Origin of the sequence: Bradyrhizobium sp. Mp19, assembly GCF_029952935.1 — a bacterium.
In the GTDB taxonomy this organism is placed as follows: domain Bacteria; phylum Pseudomonadota; class Alphaproteobacteria; order Rhizobiales; family Xanthobacteraceae; genus Bradyrhizobium; species Bradyrhizobium elkanii.
In genome coordinates this window covers 20,933-41,511 of the sequence record NZ_JASAUT010000068.1, presented here as the reverse complement: position 1 = coordinate 41,511, position 20,579 = coordinate 20,933, and the positions used below count along the sequence as shown (strand labels likewise).

The 20,579-nt window shown below is 61.0% G+C and carries 14 protein-coding genes; 7 read left to right on the top strand and 7 right to left on the bottom strand.

Annotated features, from left to right (window positions below; translation table 11 throughout):
* On the top strand, positions 1-618 hold a 618-nt coding region (locus QJT82_RS39355), incomplete at its 5' end, for a nucleotidyl transferase AbiEii/AbiGii toxin family protein (RefSeq protein WP_281446694.1).
* A 1,106-nt stretch (positions 619-1,724) separates the two neighbouring features.
* On the opposite strand, the gene QJT82_RS39350 is transcribed toward QJT82_RS39355, so the two are convergent.
* The 3 genes from QJT82_RS39350 to QJT82_RS39340 form a co-directional block, all read right to left on the bottom strand.
* Positions 1,725-2,138 (bottom strand): hypothetical protein, encoded by a 414-nt coding sequence (locus QJT82_RS39350; protein WP_155258903.1) that lies wholly within the window; start codon positions 2,136-2,138, stop codon positions 1,725-1,727.
* Between the two features lie 615 nt (positions 2,139-2,753).
* Positions 2,754-2,960 (bottom strand): cold-shock protein, encoded by a 207-nt coding sequence (locus QJT82_RS39345; protein WP_028345381.1) that lies wholly within the window; start codon positions 2,958-2,960, stop codon positions 2,754-2,756.
* 217 nt (positions 2,961-3,177) lie between these two features.
* On the bottom strand, positions 3,178-4,569 hold the full coding sequence (locus tag QJT82_RS39340; RefSeq protein WP_028345382.1) for an acyltransferase family protein: 1,392 nt from the start codon (positions 4,567-4,569) through the stop codon (positions 3,178-3,180).
* An 83-nt stretch (positions 4,570-4,652) separates the two neighbouring features.
* Between QJT82_RS39340 and QJT82_RS39335 the strand changes: the two genes are divergently transcribed.
* Together QJT82_RS39335 and QJT82_RS39330 are read left to right on the top strand one after the other, a co-directional pair.
* The gene (locus tag QJT82_RS39335; RefSeq protein ID WP_155258905.1) at positions 4,653-6,923 is read left to right on the top strand and encodes an FtsK/SpoIIIE domain-containing protein; all 2,271 of its coding nucleotides are present in this window, start codon (positions 4,653-4,655) and stop codon (positions 6,921-6,923) included.
* Positions 6,924-6,929: 6 nt separating this feature from the next.
* Positions 6,930-8,885: a DNA phosphorothioation-associated putative methyltransferase gene (locus QJT82_RS39330; RefSeq protein ID WP_080650315.1), complete on the top strand. Its 1,956-nt coding sequence runs from the start codon at positions 6,930-6,932 to the stop codon at positions 8,883-8,885.
* A gap of 42 nt (positions 8,886-8,927) precedes the next feature.
* Here the strand turns inward: QJT82_RS39330 and QJT82_RS39325 are convergent, their stop codons facing one another.
* A complete protein-coding gene (locus tag QJT82_RS39325; protein ID WP_259245115.1) occupies positions 8,928-10,274 on the bottom strand; it encodes an IS5 family transposase in 1,347 nt (448 codons plus the stop codon).
* Positions 10,275-10,582: 308 nt separating this feature from the next.
* On the opposite strand from QJT82_RS39325, the gene QJT82_RS39320 reads away from it, so the two are divergent.
* Together QJT82_RS39320 and QJT82_RS39315 are read left to right on the top strand one after the other, a co-directional pair.
* Positions 10,583-10,921, top strand: a complete 339-nt coding sequence (locus tag QJT82_RS39320) for a hypothetical protein (protein WP_018270083.1) — start codon at positions 10,583-10,585, stop codon at positions 10,919-10,921.
* A 182-nt stretch (positions 10,922-11,103) separates the two neighbouring features.
* The gene (locus QJT82_RS39315) at positions 11,104-11,484 is read left to right on the top strand and encodes a hypothetical protein (protein WP_018270082.1); all 381 of its coding nucleotides are present in this window, start codon (positions 11,104-11,106) and stop codon (positions 11,482-11,484) included.
* 573 nt (positions 11,485-12,057) lie between these two features.
* Here QJT82_RS39315 and QJT82_RS39310 read toward each other — a convergent pair.
* Together QJT82_RS39310 and QJT82_RS39305 are read right to left on the bottom strand one after the other, a co-directional pair.
* Positions 12,058-12,648 (bottom strand): polysaccharide deacetylase family protein, encoded by a 591-nt coding sequence (locus QJT82_RS39310; RefSeq protein ID WP_018270081.1) that lies wholly within the window; start codon positions 12,646-12,648, stop codon positions 12,058-12,060.
* Between the two features lie 43 nt (positions 12,649-12,691).
* On the bottom strand, positions 12,692-18,313 hold the full coding sequence (locus QJT82_RS39305; protein WP_259266177.1) for a hypothetical protein: 5,622 nt from the start codon (positions 18,311-18,313) through the stop codon (positions 12,692-12,694).
* A 19-nt stretch (positions 18,314-18,332) separates the two neighbouring features.
* Here QJT82_RS39305 and QJT82_RS39300 point away from each other — a divergent pair, with 19 nt between their 5' ends.
* Positions 18,333-18,647, top strand: coding sequence for a hypothetical protein (locus QJT82_RS39300; protein WP_259245113.1), 315 nt, complete (start codon positions 18,333-18,335; stop codon positions 18,645-18,647).
* Positions 18,648-18,694: 47 nt separating this feature from the next.
* Positions 18,695-20,011: a hypothetical protein gene (locus QJT82_RS39295; RefSeq protein WP_155258908.1), complete on the top strand. Its 1,317-nt coding sequence runs from the start codon at positions 18,695-18,697 to the stop codon at positions 20,009-20,011.
* An 83-nt stretch (positions 20,012-20,094) separates the two neighbouring features.
* On the opposite strand, the gene QJT82_RS39290 is transcribed toward QJT82_RS39295, so the two are convergent.
* The gene (locus tag QJT82_RS39290) at positions 20,095-20,547 is read right to left on the bottom strand and encodes a hypothetical protein (protein WP_281446693.1); all 453 of its coding nucleotides are present in this window, start codon (positions 20,545-20,547) and stop codon (positions 20,095-20,097) included.
* Positions 20,548-20,579: the final 32 nt, after the last annotated feature.

The window sequence follows — 20,579 nt, the reverse complement described above, 5'->3', positions numbered from 1 at the left end:
TTTCGGTCCAGGTCATCTGCTTCTCCGATGGCTTCGAACACCTCGAAGAATCACAACCTGCTGAAATCACCCAACTTCAATTTCCGGTCAGCCTCTCAGCCGATCCGCGTCAAAGTCGAGATCGCCACGCGAGAGCGCATTGCTTATGACAGGGCAAAGTCGTTTCCGTTCCAGGTCAAGAATCCCTGGTTCAATGACAAGGCGGACATTGCATCATTCAGCCGGGAGGAAATCCTGGCAACGAAGCTCCGCGCGCTTCTCCAACGTGACAAGGGCCGGGACCTCGTCGACCTTGCCAAAGCTGTTGCGTTGCTCGACGGACTAGACGCCGCACGCATCGTGGAGCTGTTGGGCAAATATCTAGGTGCTTCCGGCCAAGCCATTTCCCGCGCCGAGGCCGAGGAGCGCATGTGGGCGAAGCTGGAAGATCCATCGTTTTTGGCCGACGTGCGCCCGCTACTTGCCGCGGACGACGCCGAGGATTTTGATGCCGAAGCCGAGCGCGCCGCGTTCGTTACGGTCTTTACGAAGCTTGTAAAACGTATCCCCGGCCACGCCTGGGCTGAGACGTCCGCCATGGCGAAGCAGTTCGAAATGCCTGAGCTGGCCAGCACCTGACCCTATGACTCGTCCCAGTGCACCGACCGCCTTTGCTGCTCCGGCCACGTACGAACTTCATTCGTTAGGCTCGAAGGCGTTTCAGCAGTTGTGCGTTAAGCCGCTCTGGATGTGGGAAGCGACGTGATGGTTCGTGGGACGCTGCGAAACTAGCTCGGCGGCATCGTGAGCCAGGGCGCGAAACAACTTACCGATCCCGTAGCCGCGGCCCGTGCGGCGGTCGAGCCGCGACGCGCCGTGGGATGCAGCGACCCGCAATGCTGCGCCGGAGTCTTCAAGGCCGGCAAACTCCGAATTTTCCCGCAGGCTTGCAAGCACCGCTCGCCCGGCGTCGGCAACGACGAATTCGAAGGCGCCATTGCTGGCAGCGTATACGTCAGTTCGTAGACGAAGCAGTCATACAGCTTGCGCTTCTGCTTCTTCCCCTCCGCCATCAGCAATGACGCGGATTTCGTGGCTCGCGCGGAGCTCGTCCATATCGGTTATCTCGGGGATTTGTCCGGCCTTGAGTTCCTCGACATAATCCTCGATCGCGATTTGCGCGTAGGCTTGCTTACGACCCGATTTCAGCCCGATCCCGAAATACCCACTTCGACGCTCTCTTCCGGGCTAAGAATATCCGGCAACGTGATGTGAAGGTCCGATGCATTCCCCTTCACCAGTGGCGTAACGGCAAAGGCTGGCAGCGATGACGCCCCGCATCGCCGCCCAATGATTGTAATGGTAAGCGCCATCTCTGAAATCACGACGGGTGGATGGGCGCCCTACATACCAGCAGGTCAGCGCGATCTGGGTCTGCTCTTTCTGGCTGACCAACGCGCCGTTCGTAATTGGCGGCCAACTGCAACAAGCGCTTTTTGATGAACGGGTCAGCTTGCTCAGCAAGTTCCCGGACGGTTCGCGCCCTCTCTCTACAAAACTCGTCGTCCATAGTACCCCACCGAAACTGCCTTCCGGATAATGCCCGTGAAGAAGTGGGGCTGCATATGACCCAGGTTACACTGCAAGATATTTTTCCGCAGTTTTGATCGATGCCGCGCGAGATCGATAGCACTTCTGCCAAGGTCAGCTGCTGTGCGCGCCTCGCACCTGGTCGGGCTCCCGCTTCATGCTGTACGTCGATTGAATCCACCTTTCCTGCGGCGTCGCCGCGGCCTCTGACGAAGACTGCGGGGAGTAAGTGATTTTGCCGCATCTGTGACCGCTTGCGCAGCGACTTCGCTGCGCGAGGAGTCGATCGTTGATCGAGATGACTCTCTTTGATCGGCGACGGCCCTTTCGAGCGCAGAGAGGAATTGCCGGCCGTCTTCCGTAATTTCCCAGCCGAACGCATCGCGAAAGACAAACTTCGCCGAAAAGATATTCAGGTCCGGCGCATGTTCGGCCAACCGCTTCATGCGATCGGTCCAGTCGCGGCCGCTGTTCATCAGGATCTCCACGGCGCGTCGGACTTCGGCAACAGAAGCTCGCCCGCCAGGCTGGCCGGCCAATACTTTCAGGACGGTCAGCTGGAAGGACACTTGCCGTGTCTCCGATGGCTGTGTGTGTGTGCAGTTCCCCTGCAATGGATCAATGTCAGGGGCGGATCGTCAACAGCACGACGCCGTTAACCTCAACTATATTGGCTAATCCCGCGGGGCCAGCTCCTGGGATTTGACCTCGCCCTCGCTCAAGCTAATGCACGACTTTTCATCGAGGGCCGGTACGTCAGCGTAGCAGGACAGACCCGCAGCCGGAGCGCCGCGCGCCCATTGTCCATAACGGACGAACTCCATTGTGGGAGCTCCATACGCTACAGCATCGCTCTTAGATCGTGAGCGCCGGTCGGCGCATCGTGACTTCGGGCGATACATGCACCTCTCGACCTGTCGGGCACGAGCGTACGGTTCGGACCATTCATGGCTACCGACGATTTCACGCCACGCTCACACCTGCACGAGGAGGGAAAAAATCTGGAACTGCTCCGGCATTGGCGATCGACGGCTTGAATCAAGCCTTCAGGCAGTATTGCGGCATAGCCTTGATTGGAAACGACAGTCGTACGGCAAGCGTCCGGCGCACCGGTGACGAGACATCACCAGACGCAGGTACGAGAATACGCCTAGCAGGCAGACGCTTTCCCGAGGCGAACTGGATCAGCCAACCCTTAGTTCCTCGGCTGACATTTTGCCCGAACGGCCTGCCTTGAGCTGGTAACTTACCCGGGCCCCCTCTTCGAGGGTGGTGTAACCGGCCTTTTCGACGGCGCTGATGTGCACGAAGACATCGGCACTTCCGTCCTCCGGCCGAATAAAGCCATAACCTTTGGTCGAATTGAACCACTTCACAATACCCATTGCCACGGCGGCATCTCCATAAGTGAACCGTTGTGATCTAGCGAAGAGTCTCGCAGCCATCAAGGTGGACAAAGAGACGCCGGTTCGCTGCACCCGTCACGTCCGCGACCTCTTTGTCGTATAACCTACGCGGCCCGAACGCTCTGCGCAGCCGGCAGCAAGACCTAATGCTGAAGCCAGTTCGCCTCAGGCTCGGAATCCGAATGACGTCTGAACCTTCGACTCATTCATCGCGCGTGACCGCGTTACAGGAGAGTTGCAGAGCGGAGATCATGGCACGCTCATCCGCAGCCGAGCTGGAGCGAATGGTGCGGTCGCCCTTGCAGAACCAGGCGGCCGTAAACTCCTTCGCACAGCCCGGAGCAGGATCACCGATCCGCGCCGTGCCTGCACTGAAAGTGCATGCGTCCTTGCCGTTACAGGCTGCTGCAACCGCACCCGTGGCGTTGCCGCGCGCCGAGATCCAGCGGCAATTGCCGCCATACGTGGCAGAAACGACCGAAATCCCTGATTGCGTGACGACGTCCCCCGCCGCATCGCGCAGCGCATACGTTGCGGCCGCACCGATGAGAGTGGCAAGGCCAACACTTCCCAATCGTACCAGGCGCCTGCGCTGTTCTGGCGAGGCCGCCTGATAGCAGCTGCGAATTCGCCTTCGGGCCGGCACCTCCAGGCCAAAATGCAGCAGGATCGCGACGCAGGTGGCCAGAGTGAAAGCAAGCGCGAGCGCGCCGAGATGGCCCAGCAGTTGGCTTGCGGTTTCCCAACGTACCACCGGAAAACGCTGGTAGATAATGATGTGTACAAGATAAAGCGCAAAGCTGGCCTCTCCGAGGAAGACGAGCCACCTTGCCGACAACAGCCGTCCTGCACTGCTGACGGGCTGAGCCGCCGCGACAAGGATGAGCGCAATCGGTGCCGCCAGAGCGATATTGTTGCGCCCAATATCGAACAGGCTCATGGTCGCCCCAAACGGCGCTTTGTGGGCGGTAAACCAGAACACCCAGCCTATCGCGCCGACACCAACGATTGCGGCGATATCGAGCAGAGCTCGAGATGGTCTGAAATCCTGGGCCAGCCACGCTTCATGGAGCTTCGCCAAACAACAGCCGAGGACGAATTCCCATACCCTGCAAACCGGCGAAAAGTAGACGATCCAGAGGATGAGCGTGTTCTTCCAGTTCGGCAGAGCCGCATCCGTCCCATAGGCGTGAAGCGCAAACAGATTGATGCGGTCCTGAAGCATGAGCACCGCAAGGTCGATGCCAAGCTCGATTGCGACTGCGCCAATCGCGCATAAGATCGCCGCAGGAACTGTTCTGACTCGCGCAAGTAACGGGCATACGAGCGGAAACACCAGATAGAAGAACCATTCGGTGCTGACTGACCAGGAGACGATGCCGATCTCTTCGTACTGCCAGACGGGGGCAACGCCGGCTACATTTGCGAAGAACCAGGTTTGAATCATCCCGAGTTGAAACGGGACAATGTGCCACGAAAATCCCTCGGCTGCCGCCTTAGTTTCGAGAAGCCATGGCCAGACCATCGGTCCGGTCAAGAGCTCAACGAGAAAGAGAATAACAAACAGAGGATAGATTCGGGCTATGCGCGCCACGGCGTCTATTGCAACAAAGCGAGACGCAAGAGCGGCGCATAATCCGCTACTTCACGGCCCCTGGCTCGGATCACAACGTAATCGTGTCGACGACCGTCGGCGTCGATGAGATTGCCAAGCTCCTTCAGGATCATCTTCAGCCTGTCCTGCCTGGCACGGACCAAGCTGGACGGACGGCGATTGGCCGCTTAATTCAGCGCGAGTCCGCCGATCTGTCTGGCGAAATCGTTATGCGGGCCGTCCAGCTTCCCAATTCTGCCCTCGAATTGATCGGCTTGGTGCTCGCGCGCCGACAAGTGGAACTCCTGCTTGACCAAGACGAGTGCAAAACTTGCTGGTTCTTCGTCGATGAAATAGCGCGCTGGCTCGATCTCAATAACGAACGCTCCGACATCTTGGCGGTCAGTTTCGTGTCGCAAGCCGGTCAGCGCTTTGTGAGGATGCTCGTCATCGAGTCAAAGTACGTAGGTACCGCCGCGTTCGCTCCAGCGATGACGAAATCGAAGCGCCAATTGATCAGCACCTATGACAGTTTGAGGACCAAATTCGTCGATATTGACGAGGTAATGAGCCCGGAGATCTGGCGACATCGGCTCGCTGACATGCTCGTCGAGCACTTCACACCCTTCGAGCATGTCGCTGGCTTCCCCTTCGAGCGCTGGATCGAGGAGGTTCGCAACCCGGCGGGGTTACGAATCGAACTGTCGGGCCACTCGATGATCTTCCAGCACGACGACGGTCTGATCACTCCGGACCAACGGCTTGAAATTGACGATGAGAGGCCACCAGCCGAGCGCCGGCCGCTACTGCAATGGCTTTTTGGAAAACCTCAGATCACGAGCATGCTGCTCGATCTCGCGAGTGCATCTGCCCCTCCGGCAATCGATCATCCGGCCTCCCCGATCACCAAACCAGCAGCAGTGGCGGATACACCGGTTTGCCGTGCCGATGATACCTCCCCGGCACAGATAGCTTCTCGCGCCGACAGCGATGCGCAGAACCCGCCTGCATTGCCCGTCCTGCAAGAGGAGGAGAGGCCGCCCACAACGATCGTCTCCCCGCCAGCGGCGAGTTTGAGCGAGGAACGATCCTCCGACCAACCGATGGTGGACGAGAAGCGAACGGGCAGGCCTGGATGGCTGCCTGAGGTCGAAGCCCTGGCGCTAAAGGTTGCGACAAACACATCTAGCCAAGATGCCCAAGCCAGAGAATGGCTCGATCAGCAGGTAAGTGACTTCCGTCAATCGCTCCAGGCTGAGGGAGCAGCAGTAGAAATTCAAAAGCAATGGTTAACCCCCAACGCTGGCCTGCTGCGGATCAAAGGAAGCAAGTCGCTGACGATCGACAAGCTCGAGAAGCAACGCACCAACCTCAAAACCATTCACGGTCTCGACATTATCCGGATCACTGCCGAGCTTGGATCGATCCTCATCGCCTTCCGTCGCCCCTCCAGAAGAGTGCTGCACCTCGCGGATGCCTGGCTCCGCCGAACGGTCTCGCCCACAGCTCCGGATAGCAACCTGGCGTTCCTGCTAGGTGAGAAGGAGGACGACGGTGAGATGCTCTACATGCCCGTGACGGCGCCCTTCAATGGCCAGCCGCAAGTCGCACCACACACGCTTATCGCCGGATCCACCGGCAGCGGAAAAGGCATTCTTGCCGCCAATCTGATCCTCGACCTCTGCGCTTTCGACTCGCCTGCATCATGCAGGTTCTACTTGATCGATCCCAAGCAGGGCGCCGACTACATGTGGGCCGAGGATTTGCCGCATCTGCAAGAGCGCATCGTCGTTGAAATGGACGAGGCTTCCCGCATTTTCGGATCTCTCGTCACTGAGATGGAAGAACGTTATCGGCGCATCACCTCGAAGAAGTGCAGAAACATCGTCGAGTTCAATCGCGTAGCCGGACCGTCCGAGCAGATGCCTCGCATCTTCGTGTTCCACGACGAGATCTCCGATTGGATGATGGACGATCACTATCGGGACAACGTGACGACAACCGCCGCCCGCCTCGGCAACATGGGGCGAGCCGCAGGCATCCACCTGGTCCTGATGGCGCAGCGCCCGGATGTAACCGTTATGAGCATGCAGCTACGCAACGCTCTCGGAAATCGATTGATCCTGCGCTTAGACGATCAGAAGACATCCGAAATCGCCATGAACGAGAAAGGTGCTGAGCGGCTCCTCGGTCAAGGTCATATGATCGCGAAGCTTCAAGGTTTGAACGAAAACATGTATGTTCAGGTACCCTTCCTCTCGCAGATCGACACGGAAGCATTCGCCGCGACGATCAAGGAGGCGTGGCGCAACAGGGGTTTTGTTGCGCAGATGAGGACCTTCGCCGCCGAGTAGTGGACCATGCCGGAGCGCGGTTTCCAGGTCGGCAAGCGCGTCCGGGACGCACTCTACGTTCACCGTGACGCGCTTATCGAGATCGATCCATCGACGCGGGGCGCAGTCGAAGAGGCGGCTGCGACCGTAGACAATTTCCGTTGGAATGTGGCTCGGATCGAACCAGGTCGCATTGCCCTACTCGAATACGAGGATTTCGAAAAAGAGCATTTTCCGGCACTGCTGCGTTCAGCGCTCGTAGAACGTGCTTCCCGCACGAGCAAGATCCGAGATTATTCCTCATCAGCCAATCCGCCGATCCTGCATCGGAAAGAGCTTCTGCTTCCATCGAATCATCCCCGACGCCCCACTTACGCTGCTCTGACCGCCGAGTTGGATCGACGAAACTTGTTTTTCGATAATCACAAGATCGGATTTCGTACTGCCTGGCAGCGTCGCCTGGATGAGGCGGGTATCGTCATTCGAAATCACGCGATCGTTCCGTCCGTCACGGACAAGCCGCCCTCGTGCGCGATCCACGTCAGCCGTCACAAGACGGCAATACCCCGCAATGGCCTTTCATCTCCGATGCAAATGTTCGCTCGGCACGGCTTTCTTGAGACATTCCCTGACGTATTCGATTTTGGATGCGGCCAAGGAGATGATCTCCGGGTGCTTGCGCATGGCGGCATCGAGGCCGGTGGCTGGGATCCGCATTTCCGCCCAGACGCAGAGATTCGACCCGCGGCTCTCGTCAACTTAGGCTTCGTGCTCAACGTCATAGAGGATATCGAAGAGCGCGTCCTGACGTTGAAGAAAGCTTGGGAACTCACGAGGAAAGTGCTCTCCGTTGCGGTCATGATCGAGGGCCACTATTCGGTGCAGGGGCTGACGCCGTTCGGCGATGGGTTCCTCACGTCGCGCGGCACATTCCAGAAGTATTTCAGTCCTTATGAACTCCGCGCGTTCGTCCGAGATTCGCTCGGCGTCGAGCCTGTGGCCGTTGCTCCTGGAATCGTGTTTGTCTTCCGCGAACCTGACGCGGAACAGGAGTTCTTATTTAGTCGGCGAAGCCGCACGCCATCTCCGATTACTCTCCGGTTGGCGCCGGCCGCGCGAGGCCGCGTCACTCGGCCAATCGAGCCCCTATCCGAACGTCTACGACCAATCCTGGAGCAACTTTGGGCCAGGTCGGTCCATATCGGGCGGATCCCGGAACGCGACGAGATACCGGAACTCTACTCGGACCTGGCTAAGTCGAACGTCTCAATCGAGCGTGCGTTTGGCTGGTGCCGCTCGATATTCGATCAAAGCCTTCTGGAAGTCGGCGCAGGTCGGAGACGGGACGAATTGCTTGTCCACTTCGCGCTCGGGGCTTTCTCCGGCTCACGAGCCTTCAAGACCCTTCCGCTCCCACTGCGCAGGGATGTGAAGTTACTCTTTGGCAGCTTCGCGACAGCCAAATCGGAGGCGCACCGCTTCTTGTTTTCGCTTGGGGACAATGGGGTCGTGGAGGCCGCATGCCGCTCCGCGCTCGAGTCGGGCTTACTCAATGGATATGGCGACGGACGCTATCACTTTAGTGCCAAACAGATAGGCGAACTGCCGGCAGTCCTGCGAGGTTTGATCGGCTGTGCGAGCGTTCTTGTCGGCGACGTCGAGGATGCCGATATTGTGACGCTGAACCTCGCAAAGCGATCCATAGCTTTTCACTATGGTCCCGATTTCTCGGCTCCCCTTTCGCTCTTCGACCGCGTCACGACTGTCTATCTTCGCGATCAGCAGGTACGGGATCAAATCCTTTCGGACGAAAGCCGGCTCCTCTTTCTGCACCGATCGCTTTACGAAAGCGACACGCTAAAACGGCAGCAGCGATTGTCGCTCGAGAACCGAATAAGAACTGTGATCGGATCGCTAAACAACTCATCGCTAACGGCGCGCTACGGCGATGTCGCCTCCAGCCTGCGCCAGTTTCAAGATTGAATGACGGCAGGTCATCTATCAAGGAAACTAGTCAGTCGACCGTTAAGAAACCGAATTGAGCTGAGCTGGACAGTTGAGCGCGCGCCAGAGCGAGACCAACAGCAGACGCAAAAGTTGTCTGAACCAGGCGAGGATGCGGCGAAAATTGTGGCCGACGGCTGAGAGGACGACGTTGGCGGCATCGCCGGCGCGGCCTTTGAGGTAGCACCGGCCGAGGTGTCCTTCGATTTTGAGATGTCCGATGATGGGCTCGATGGCGGAGCGGCGGCGCAGCTCGCGCTTGATGACGCCGAAGACGCCGCGCTTCTGGCCGGAGATGAAGACGCGGCGGGGATTCTGCGCATCGTGACCGCGGTAGCCCTTGTCGACATAGGCCCGCTCGATCGCACAGCCGGTGAGTGTCTCGGTGCGGTCAATAACGTCCCGCAACGTGTGACCGTCGTAAGGGTTATCGGGCAGCGACCTGGCGTGCAGCACGAACAGGCCACCGGGAGCGCGGCGATTGTTGGTGACGACGGAGGCCTTTACGCCGAACTCGTAAGGCGCGGCAGCCTTGCCCTTGCCGATGCACTCGACCTCCGGGGCGTGGAAGGAATAAAGCTTGAAGCCGCGCTGGCGCTGCTGCTGCGAGCGGATCTGCGTGGCCCGGCCAAGCGGGAGAGCGAATGCCTCCTCCAGTGCGGGCTGGCCCTCGGTCTTGCGGCGGATGTCGCGGATGATCCTGCCCAGCCGGCTGCGCAGGATGCGCAGCTGTCGCTGATGCCGGTTGAATTGTTTGGCATGAGCGTAACGGCCCGCCATCATCGCCGCGCTTTTGGCCACGCGAGCATAGGATTGCCGCAGCCTGACCCCGTGCTTCCTCGCCAGGCGGTTCAACCCGCGGATCGCTGCATGCAGCAGTTTGGCGTCGGTCGGGAAGCTGATCGCCTTCGGCTGCACGGTCGTGTCAACAGTGACCCGCTTGAGGTCCTGGCTGCGCAACGCACCGGCCTCGTGCGCCACCCGAAGGCTCTCGGCCAACAACCGCTCCAGCTTGTCGCCGAGCCGTTTGCGCCAGTGGCTCAGGTCCGAGCGCTCGTGCGGGAAGGCGTGCTGGAAGAACTCTTCGCCGGTGAAGAACTGGAAGTACGGATCATGGACCCAGCGCTCGCACACCCCCTCATCGGACAGCCCGTAAATGTGCTTGAGCAACAACAGTCCGATCATGAAGCGGGTCTCGATTCCTGGTCGGCCGTTCTCGCTGTAGAGCGGGGCGATCTCCCCGTCGATCCAGTCCCAGTCGATCTTGCCGGCGAGCAGAACCAGCTCGTGCTTCATGTTGATGATCTGGTCCAGCCGTGCCCGGAACAGATCGTTCGATCCCGTCGTCTTGTGCTTCTTCGGCCGCATCGTCCCCTCGATGCGCCACACAAGCACGGTTCACAGCGAAGGGGAATCCGCAAAACGAATTTGCAGGGTTTGCGGCGCTCAAGCTTCAAATCCCTGCAATCTCAAACGCCCTCAAATCCAAAAAACAGACTCCTGCTCAATCGCTTACAGGCTTGTTCACGGGCGACTAGTCAACAATCCAAGCAATCCAAAATTGCAGTGAGGGGTACCATGTCCGGGACGACATCGATCGAGAACAAACCCGTTTCGCAAAGCTACGGAATCACGCCCAACGAAATTTACAAGGAGCAGTACGCCATTTTCGAGGCATGAATGATACGCTCTACAAGATTCCTCCTCTTTTCACGGGTGTCATCGGCGGCCTTTGGTACTTCGCCGTTCAGAACATCGCCGAAAAGCCGCTTATAGCGAGTGCGGTCTTCGCGTTCACCGTGATCGCGGCAATCTGCTTTGTAAACGTGATGTCTCGCTTCCGGAAAGCTTTCAACGGCTACATCAGCAACTTGAACAAGCTCGATGGCGAATTGAAGGTGACGACCAAGGGCGGAAGATTTCATGTCTCTACGATTACCACGATCCAGGTATTGCTTTGTATCGCCTTCGTCATATCCGTGCTCGGGACTTTCTATCCCCTTTGGAAGAACTGACAAACGGTGATCTACCACACGACTGAGGTCGGGCTCGACTGTGCTTGGCGTGAATCGTTGACGAGGGTTAGCACCCACTTGGCAAGCGAGAAGATGATGATTGAGGCAATACAATGATCTAGGTACGACACGGCGGCGTGTGAACTGCTATTCAAAGCTCAACGTGGAGTGAGGCACCTCTGATGCCGAACGGTCAAAGCTTAAATATCCAGCAGTTTCGCGCGGCCATCGATCGACTCTGCAACCCCACGCCCCAGTCCAACCGACTCCCAATGCCGGAGGCCCATGCGGGATTCAAGGCCCAATGGCTGAGCTGGCTCGAGGAATATCTGACGCCGGGCTATTACGATCGAAACATCGCCAACGACGATGCCCGCTTTGTCTATCAACATCTAAACAACGGCAGAATGATTGTTTGGCTCAATGAGGCTGCTGGTGAGGACCCCCGAATCATATCGGCTGCGATCATCACAATGGATGATCGTGAAACGCCGCAGACTGAAGCCATGTTTGCCCGACGTGTTTTGCCTTGGGAGAGCCTGACGAGATTGCTTTTTCGATAACGTCATGACTAAAGATTCTGACTCTCGTTCCTCTTTTTGATCACTGACTTGCTTTTTCGGCTTTCCCAATGCGGCATCAAGGGGCTCGTGTTGGCGGCCTGGCGCGTGGCGCCGTGAAGAAGGGTGGCGGCCGCAAACTGCGTGCTTTGTCGTTTGCAACCCGCTGGAAATCTCCCTTGTCCCGGCTGGAGAGTAAGCCATGGCATGAATTGAGCCATCGATGCGGGATCTTCGTGAATTCCGTCTTCCAACAAACTCGGCTGCCGCTGTCTGCCGTCTCAAGCCAAATCCTTGATGATGAATTGGATGCGGAGTTGTGGCAAAGAGACGCGGGCAGAAAGTTTGTTTACCAAACGTTCAGCGACCGAGCCAGCAGGTCGACTACGCTGGTCATTACTGCAGCACTTGGCGAGTCGCTTCCACATCGCGGACGACGGCTGCTCCGTGGACGATGGCCGCTCCGATGCGGCCGCATCCCGCCGCAACGCACGGTGAGAGACGGTAACCGCTACGCGTCCTTGGGCACCAGCTTGATTTTCGGAGACATGAAGCGCTTGTTCTGGCTGTCCAACTTCATACGCTCTGCGTAAAGTCGACGAAGCCATGTCCTGCCTGAACGAGCCCATCCAATACGTCAGGCAGCGCCCTGGCGGTCGTCTCGACGACATGAAATAGGAGCCGCGGCTGACTTGAGGGCGTGTGCTTGAGGTCTTCCTTGATGGCAGCCAGCATGCCCGCCGCCGTCGTTACGCCCTGACTGTCCTTGCTGTCCGCGTTGAAGTCGCAGTGGCTCAAACTATAGAGCTTGCCGGGACCGCTCAGAATACCTGTAAGCCGCGCCAAGGCGTCGTTCCGTGGCGCGCGCCAGTGCTGCATGGCAACATTGGCCTTGTCGAGGACAAGTTGATGCGTGTCTTTGAACTGCTTGAGGATCTGCTGGTCGCTGTAGGAGCCGGTGCCGTTCTTGAGGTGATCCCACGAATGATTTCCAAGGACGTGCTTGGCATCCAAGATGCTCTTGGCTGCGTCCGGTTTCTGCGCAACTTCCTCTCCGAGCACGAAAAACCCGCCCTTGACCTTGCGCTTCGCAAGTTCGGCCAGGATCGGAACCAATGCAGTCTGCGCGGGAAGCGGACCGTCATCGAATGTCAGTTGCAGGTTCATCTCGACTCTCCATGTGCTGAGCGGCTTACGGGCAATATCGGAATCAGATTGGCTTGAACCCGCCAAGATCGTCGGGGAGCTGCGCCCCTCCCGTTCGATCGAACTTGGCCAGGCTCGCGCAACCCAGGGGCGAGGCCGATAGCAAGTTCCAATTGAACACGGCGCGGCGCCGCACGTGCCCCTGGGCAAGGTCGTTGAGCAGGTTTGGAAATTCAATCACGTCAGGCATCGGCGCCGTCGCAAACAGCGACGTTTCCGCGAGCCACTCGCCGGGTGGGGTCGAGCTGTTGCGAAAATCCGGCCTAACCAGGGATACAAGACCGTAGACGCTCGATGGAGCGGCGAATATCGGAGTGTCGACCAGGAGCACTTCGACCCGCAACGGAACGACGTTCTCGTCGTCGGGCACAACGGTGATGACAAGCCGGTCGCCTGGCGACAGGGCGGCCGGGTCACCGGCCTTGCGCCCCTCACTATCCCCGGCCTCACGCAGCGAAGCAATGGTGAAAGCGACAGCCGTGCTCGAGGCGAGCTTCGCCGGGTCCTTGATCCCCTCGATCCGCAGCGCTCGCTGCGGCTGTTCAGCAGGGCCCGGGGTCAGTTTCGGCTGGACCGCAATGAAGATCTTTAGATCGGCATGCTTGTCGTCGAACTTGGTCCTCTCTCCGAGCTTTTCGATGATCACGCCGGCGGCCAGATGGATGGTGGAGTCCAGGTCGTATTCCATCCGGTCCGTCGCCAGCATCCACGTCTTCGCGCTCGACCGGATCGAATCGGATTTGGTGGGCGAGGCGAGCTCGCGATCGTAGGCGGGATCGCCGAACGCGATCGTGCGCAGCGGCAGACTGAGCTGCGGGGCGTCGCCGTTGGCGAGCAACAGTGGCAACGTCACTATGCGGGCTTCCACGGGCCTTAGACGGTCCTCATCGCCGCTACCTGCAACGAGCATCTGCTCCTGCAGCTGATGACCTTGCACCGGCCAGGTTGCAGACGGATCTTCTGGCGAGAGCCTGAAGGATAATCGTACCGCCGTATCCGGTGCGGCCTCGCGCAATGCTGTCTGCGCGGCAATGATCTGATCGTCTGCGAGCTTGAGGACGAACTCGCCCATAATGTGCTGGTCGGGAACGATCCGCGCAAACGGGAAACTGCGAGTTCCGACCACGACATCGATCCGTGTGCCGATATCGCCCGCCTGGATCTTTTCTCTGAACCCACGCTGCGCCAGTACGTCGGCGATGTTGGGCTCGTTCGGCGCGCTTGCCAACAATCCGAGCGTCCCGTCCCAGCCGGGGCCGATTTCGGCCTCGCTCTGCGCGATGACCAGGGCCACGCCGTACAACGCGTCGTCTTTGGCATAGCGCAACATCGCCATCGCGCCGGGTGTCGCGAGAAACGTCGTCAGTTCTCCATTCTCGACGAAGTTCTGCGCAACGAAGGTTCGGCGCCGCCACTCGATGGCTGTGCCCGTCAGCGGCAGCAACGACGATCTGGGATTGCGGGTATTCTGCACGATGGACGGGCCACGATGCGCTGGGCGGCCAAAACGCGCGAAGCCCTCGTCGAACGCAGTATCGGCGCCCGGAACGATCAGGCCGAGATGATCGATTCCGACGACACCGGCCCGAGCACCCGTCGTGATCATCTCGATGCCACCCGGGAGATATGCCGAGAGGTGCAAGGTGCTATCGCCGCCCGGAACGATCGCACCGTTGATCGCCTGCTGGCGCGGCGCACGCGCGCGGGGCGGAAGCAATGACAAGGCGAGATCGGGTGGCGCCAGGGTCGGGTCCTTGCGTTGGTCGCGTCGGCGGAACAGCGTCTTGCGGCCAAATGCGAGATAGACCGGATCCTCTTTGCTTTTCGTAGCCTGACGCGCGACTGCAAAAGCGCGTGCCCGGCCGCTCCAGGCCTTCTCCTTGTCCTGGATCGGCTGCTCGGCTCCAAGCTTGATCGATGGATCGAGAACGATCGCGTCGCGCGCTTGCGGCCAGCCGAGTGAAGGAGACGCGGAAAGCCACTGCGTGCGATTGCGCAACGCGGCCGCCGCGGACGTGGACGCGCTGATCGGAACGACGCGCATCCTCGCATTGGCCAATGGCGGGCTTTTTTCGTCAACGCCGGCATAGTCGGCCGCGACCACGGCAAGCGGCGCCGGCGTCCTTGAATAGGCGTGAACCATCACACGGTCGACGTCGCCGGTGTGTGCCGCCGATAGGTTGATATCCGCTGCCGGCACGGACATCTGGAACAGCGGGCCCCGTCCGATCACGACGAGTTGCCGATCGGATGAGGCAGGCCGCTGCAGCGCAGGTCCCTGCCCGACACGCAGGCGCATGCCGAGACTGACATGGCCGGGGCTGCCCAGAACTGTGGTCGCCTGAAGCTCCTGGTTGCGATTCTCCACCAGGCGCTTGGCGATCCAATCGATGGCGGTAGCGGCGCGCCAGAACACCGGACGATCGTAGCGATCGGCGGGAGCATGCGGATGGCCCGCTATGCTGGCCGGCATGTCTTCCCCATCCGTCGAAAACGCTTGGTCGGCCACGATGAAGGGCAAGGGAGCGGCTCCGGCCCTTTCCGCGAGCATCGCAGCGATTTCGATCACCGAGCGGCCGGCGGCGGGGAAGATTTCGCCCGCGCCCGCGATATAGGTTCTGGCGGGATCGGCGTCCTGCGCCGAGACCCGACAGGAGATCGAAGCTCCAGCCTGCGGGCGCTGGGCAATGTTCAGCGCGGGAACCGATCCTTCGACGACGATCCACGGCAGCGGCAGTGCGACGCCCTGTCCGGCCTGTAACGAGACGTCCACCAATGTTGCCCCGGTCATGACCAGTTCCGAAGCGGCGGTGGGATCGAGGTCCGCGAGCGTTGCCTGAATGGCCCGGGTCGGAAATCCCGCGCGCGCCATTCCCCGCCGTACGATACCGGCGGCCGCGATGTTGTTCCGCAGTTTTGCCTCGTTCCGGTACCGCGGCGCGAACGCATAGGAGGGCTCGTCGACCTCGTAATCGGGCAAAGGTCGGTCGGCGTCGCGCCGCGCCTGAACGACCAACTGGCGCAGGTCGAAGAACGCTACCTCATCGAGGCTTTGAAACTGCCACTTCGTCGCGCCGCCCTCGACGAACGAATGCACGCTTGCCGCGCGCACCCGCCAGGCGTGGCGAAGGAACAGCGGAGATTTGGGATCGCTTCTGTCGCGTCCAAGGATGGAGGCCGGCAGTTCTGCGTCGGTGAGAGTGACATCGAGCTTGTGCGTCCAGGACTTGATCTCCGGAGCGATCTTGAAGGTCCAGATCAGGGGACGTGCCGTCGCCGGCTCCTCGCGCTGCAGGCCGACGGGCCAGCCGATCGTGCTCTGGCGATCCATCCGCGGCAGGCTTATGCGCGTACGCGCCTCGCAAACCAGCTTCTTGATGGCGGCATCCCATTTGAGGAGCATCGTCTGGCGCAGCGATCCTGCGGATGCATCACCGGTCTCGAACACGGTCACACCCGCGGCGATCGGACATGCAAAGCCCTGGTTGGACGTCACCGAGAGGCGATCTTCGTCGCGAACCGCGACGGCAAGCGCCACCGTTCCAGTGACGGGCACGTTCGCGCCCGCGCTGCTGCGCAATGTCAGCCCCCGCAGCACGTTGATCGCCGGGCATTGCCATGTGGCCTCGTTCAGCGAAACCATGCCCAGGTCATGGTTGATCGCCACGCGCTGATCGGCCGTCAGATCGGTGTCGAACCACCGGTGCGGCCGCGGCGTCGTCGAAAGAGAGATTGCGAGCGCCAACAGCACCGGTCCTGCCTTGGCACGAGCCTCGACGGCCGCAAGCCGGATATCGGCTGCAATGTCGATGACAGCTTCACCTGCGGCAAATCCCAAGATGATCCGGTCGATGGTGAGCGCGTTCGGCTGCGGCTCGTTCCGGAATGCCCAGGTCACCGGGAACGCGGGCGAGGCGCCGACCGCGAACCGGCCATCGCGCAATTCGTAGTTCTGTCCAAACAACCGTACTCTCAGATTGACATCCGAGCAGGTGACCGCCCCGGCCGCCACGCCAAGCACGAAATCGAGCGCTACCGGCTGCCGGGCCGTGCCACCTTGCGCGACGAGCGCGCGGCCCGTGAGGACGATCCGGACCGGTGTCTGCTCCACCAGGATTCGCGGACCATCCAGATCGATCGTCACGCGTTCGATCCCGGCAAGGCCATGGTCGTCGAACCTGAGCGCCACGAGATTGCCGCTGGCATAGGGCGCATCGTCGTCGAACGGCATATCGCCGTCGCCACCGATCGTGTCGAGTTCGACGCTGCCAAGAATCTTGAGGGTCTTGAGCGAGACCGGCCCGTTGGACGCAGAGATGGTCACCTCGAGCAGCCGAAGCGGGCGCAGGCGGAAAGGACCAAGCGGTACCGTGAAGCGCGGCCTCGCCGCGCCTGTCTCAAACAGCCGCCATTCGGCGGGTGCGCCCGCAAGATTGGCCCGGATGAACATCCGCCCGTCGGCACCAATGCGCCCCTCCGGATCATGGCCGGCCTGCGACAGGTCCGCGCTGAAGCTTGCCTCTGGAGGCGCCATGAGCATCGGCAGATCGCGCGCCTCGAACGACAATCCAAAATTTCCTGGACATTGCGCGCGGAAGCTCGCCAGCGCCCGCGCGGCCCCGCCAGTTCCCTCGAGCGTCACCTCGCGCCACATTAGATCGCCTTTACGGGTCGCAGCCTTGGCGAGGCCGAGGCCGCGCATGTCGACCAGCGCAGCGCCGACATCGCGCATTTTCGCCACCATTCCGACCACCTCGACGTCATGCGAGGCATCATCGGGCGCTATCCGGCCGGCCCGTATCGCGAAGTTCTGGGTCAATCCGGCCAATGCGGCGCTACCGGAATACGCCGTGCCACCGAGAGTATAGAGACCGAGGGGAAGATCGCGGGTGGCGTGCCCGCGTACGTCGAAGCCGAATGTGGTCGTCCAGCCGTAGGGTTCGACAAGGCCGGTGATCGTGACGCTCCCCGTCGCGCCGGACCAGGGTGTGGCGCGGTCCAGCACGGTGCGCGTCCGCGCCAGCTTGTCGGCCTGTTCTTTCCAGGCGGCTTCGAGCGCCTGCGGATCGATCGCGGTCACAGGGCGCGCGGGCGCTTGATCCGCCCTCTCGTCGGCGTGCTGAGGCTCGAGCGTCGAAGCTGCCGCCGCCTCTGCGACGAGGGCGGACGTATCCGAGACGGCAGGACGTTTCAGCGCCGCATCGGCGAACAGTTCGCCAAGCACGGGCAGATCGAAACGCAGCGAGGTGGACACAGATCCAAAGACGTCGTTGCCGGTCCGGTTTGGAGCGAGTTCAATCCCGGGCAGGGTGAGCAGCACCAGTGGTACCCCGGGGGCCCATTTCCTTGGCTCATCGGTCGCAAGTTCGCCATCAAGCGGCTCGTCTGGTGCGGGACGCGGCCAGCCATACATGTTCGAACCGAGACCCGTGGTGGCAAGACGCGGCAAATAGGATTCCGCCAGCCGGTCGAGGTGGATGTCGTACTGCGGCTTGTTGGAGCGATCCAAACCGATTTGCAGGGGAACGAGGTCGCGCGTTCTGGAGACCCTGTGCGCAGCGCTACCGAGCTGCGTCATCGACATTGCCGAGACCAATGCGAGTTCGCGATGCGCCAGCCATGCCACGAAGATCGCCGCCGCGCCTTTGGCGATTGGCCTGCCCTCGTCGTCGAACGATGTGCCGTTGGCGTCGCCGGTGAGCCCCGCGATCCGCAGACCGGGCTCGGCCATTCCGAGCGGATCGACCACGACGGTCCAGCCGTTGGCCGATGACTGGCCGACCTTGATCGCCATCGCGCTGCTCGCCGCCGGTCCGTTGGCGAGCGAGGGCAGAACCTCACCATCGACGGGAATTGTCTCGGCCACCCGCAGCGGCCCGGTCACTGTCCCCTGGAAATCGGAAACGGCAATCGAAAAGGCGAGTGCGGCCCGGTTGAGCGTCGCCGTCACGCTCACGTGAGCGGCTGAGGTGATGTCGACCAGCGCGGAGCCGTTCGCATTGCGCACGTGAATGAAGCCGGATATCGCTTCGCGGCGCGGCGCCGGCACCAAGGGCTGCGCCGGCTCGGATGGCTGCGCCGGCTCGGATGGCCACGGCAGCGGAGCCTGCAGCAGACCGCGCTGGAGCGGAATGAAGGCATAGACCGGATCGAGCGAAGCCGGCTCGCGCAGTCTGCCGGCGATGTAGCGCTCGACCAGTCGCTCGCGAACGGCATCGGTGTCGGCGACCGCTGCGAATGGCCGAAGCTCCGAGGGGGTCGATGTCGGCTGAGGCGCGATGCCGAGCCCCTTCAAGGTCGTGTACTGAGCCCCGTTCTGCCAGTCGATATCGCAACGGGTGACGTTCGCGCCCGGCACAGATCCGCTGTCGATCACGAGCTTCACGGAATTGCCGTCGGGATGACGGGTGAGTCTCGTGCGATACGGCATCAGGACGGCCGCGCCTCGCTGCAGGCTGCGTGGCGGAATGCCGGTCAGCAGTGTCGCTCCGACATCATCACGCCTGATGAGCATGACGCTCGAATCGGCCTTCAGCTTTCCATCGCTCGCCCGCGTCACTGGCCATTCGATCGGAGGAACTCCGGATGCAATGTCGATGGCCAGCGGCGCGTTGGCGGCGGAAAGCGCCGTCAGATAGGCCGCGAACGAGCGGGTAAACCTTCCGTATCGATCCTCCAGCAAACGCAGACGGAACACGGTTCCCTGAGGGTTCCTGGTCTCATCCGCTGCGGGATAGAGCAGCACGGTAAGCTCATGCGGCGGGTCGTCCGGCTTGGCCGCGGCGCTGACGATCCCACGGAATGGATCGAGTATCTTCAAGTCGAAGACGATGCCGTCGGGCACCAGTTTCGCCTCTGCACGAAGTCTCGAAGAGATGCCGATCGAAATTCCCGGTCCAAAGATCTGCTCGGGCCTGTTGGCGATCCAGCCGAGGGGACGCATGCCAAACAGCGAGCACAGCTTGCGCTCGCCCGGCGCCAGGGCCAGCGAGACCTCGCCAGCGACAAGGCGCATATCGGGCGCCTCGATCTGCTCCGTCTGCTTGTCGGGCCAGGCGCCATCGTCCAGCGGACGAATTCGGGTGGCGACGGGGTCGGTTTTGAACTTTTCGGTCGCGTCGAGAACGTTCACCACGCCCTCACCGTGCCCGCCGTCTCGATCGAGCGACAGGGTGGCATCGAACAGGCCGGGCTCGTGGAACGGCGCATCGAAGTGTCCGGACCAGGCCAGCCTGCTGCGTGCGGCCGCCATAGTCTGCAGACGCAGCGAAAAATGCCGGACCAGTCCGTCGCCCAGCAGGACGCTCTCCGGGACCACCGATAGATCGAAGTCACCGCTCCACAGGCTGGGCTGCCCCTTGACGGCGGGACCATGGAGCCGGATCACACGCAGGCCGTTGTTGCCGCTCATGACTTCCTCGCCAGGATCTGATGCACGGGATCGGCAAAGCCATGGAACGCGCTCCACTGCAACTCGCGGTCGGGACCGAAGAGCTGCTCGTGTGCACGCGCCTCGATCTCGAGGCGAAGCCTTTCGACGGCGCGCCGCAACGCAGGCTTCGCCGCCGCCAGATCGTCGCACGCGCGTCGTATCGCGGCCAGCTCCGTCTGGCTCGGTGGTTCGTGCAGCACGAGTCCGGCCGCTCTTTGGCGTGGCTCCCCGCCATCACCGACGCTGCTTCGGAAGGCCTGCAACTCGGTTGCAATCGATGGGTCCGCGGTCAGGCGGTGCGGCAAGGTCAGCCGAACATCGGCCTTGCCGCGGTCGGCCAGGGAGGCGAGTACGGCAGTGGCGTCGCCTACTCCTTTTCGCAGCCGTCCGTTTGCTCCACTCTTCGCCTCGAGCAAGTCGGAGGCCAAGCGGTCTTAGGAAGACAAATATGTCTGGCAAC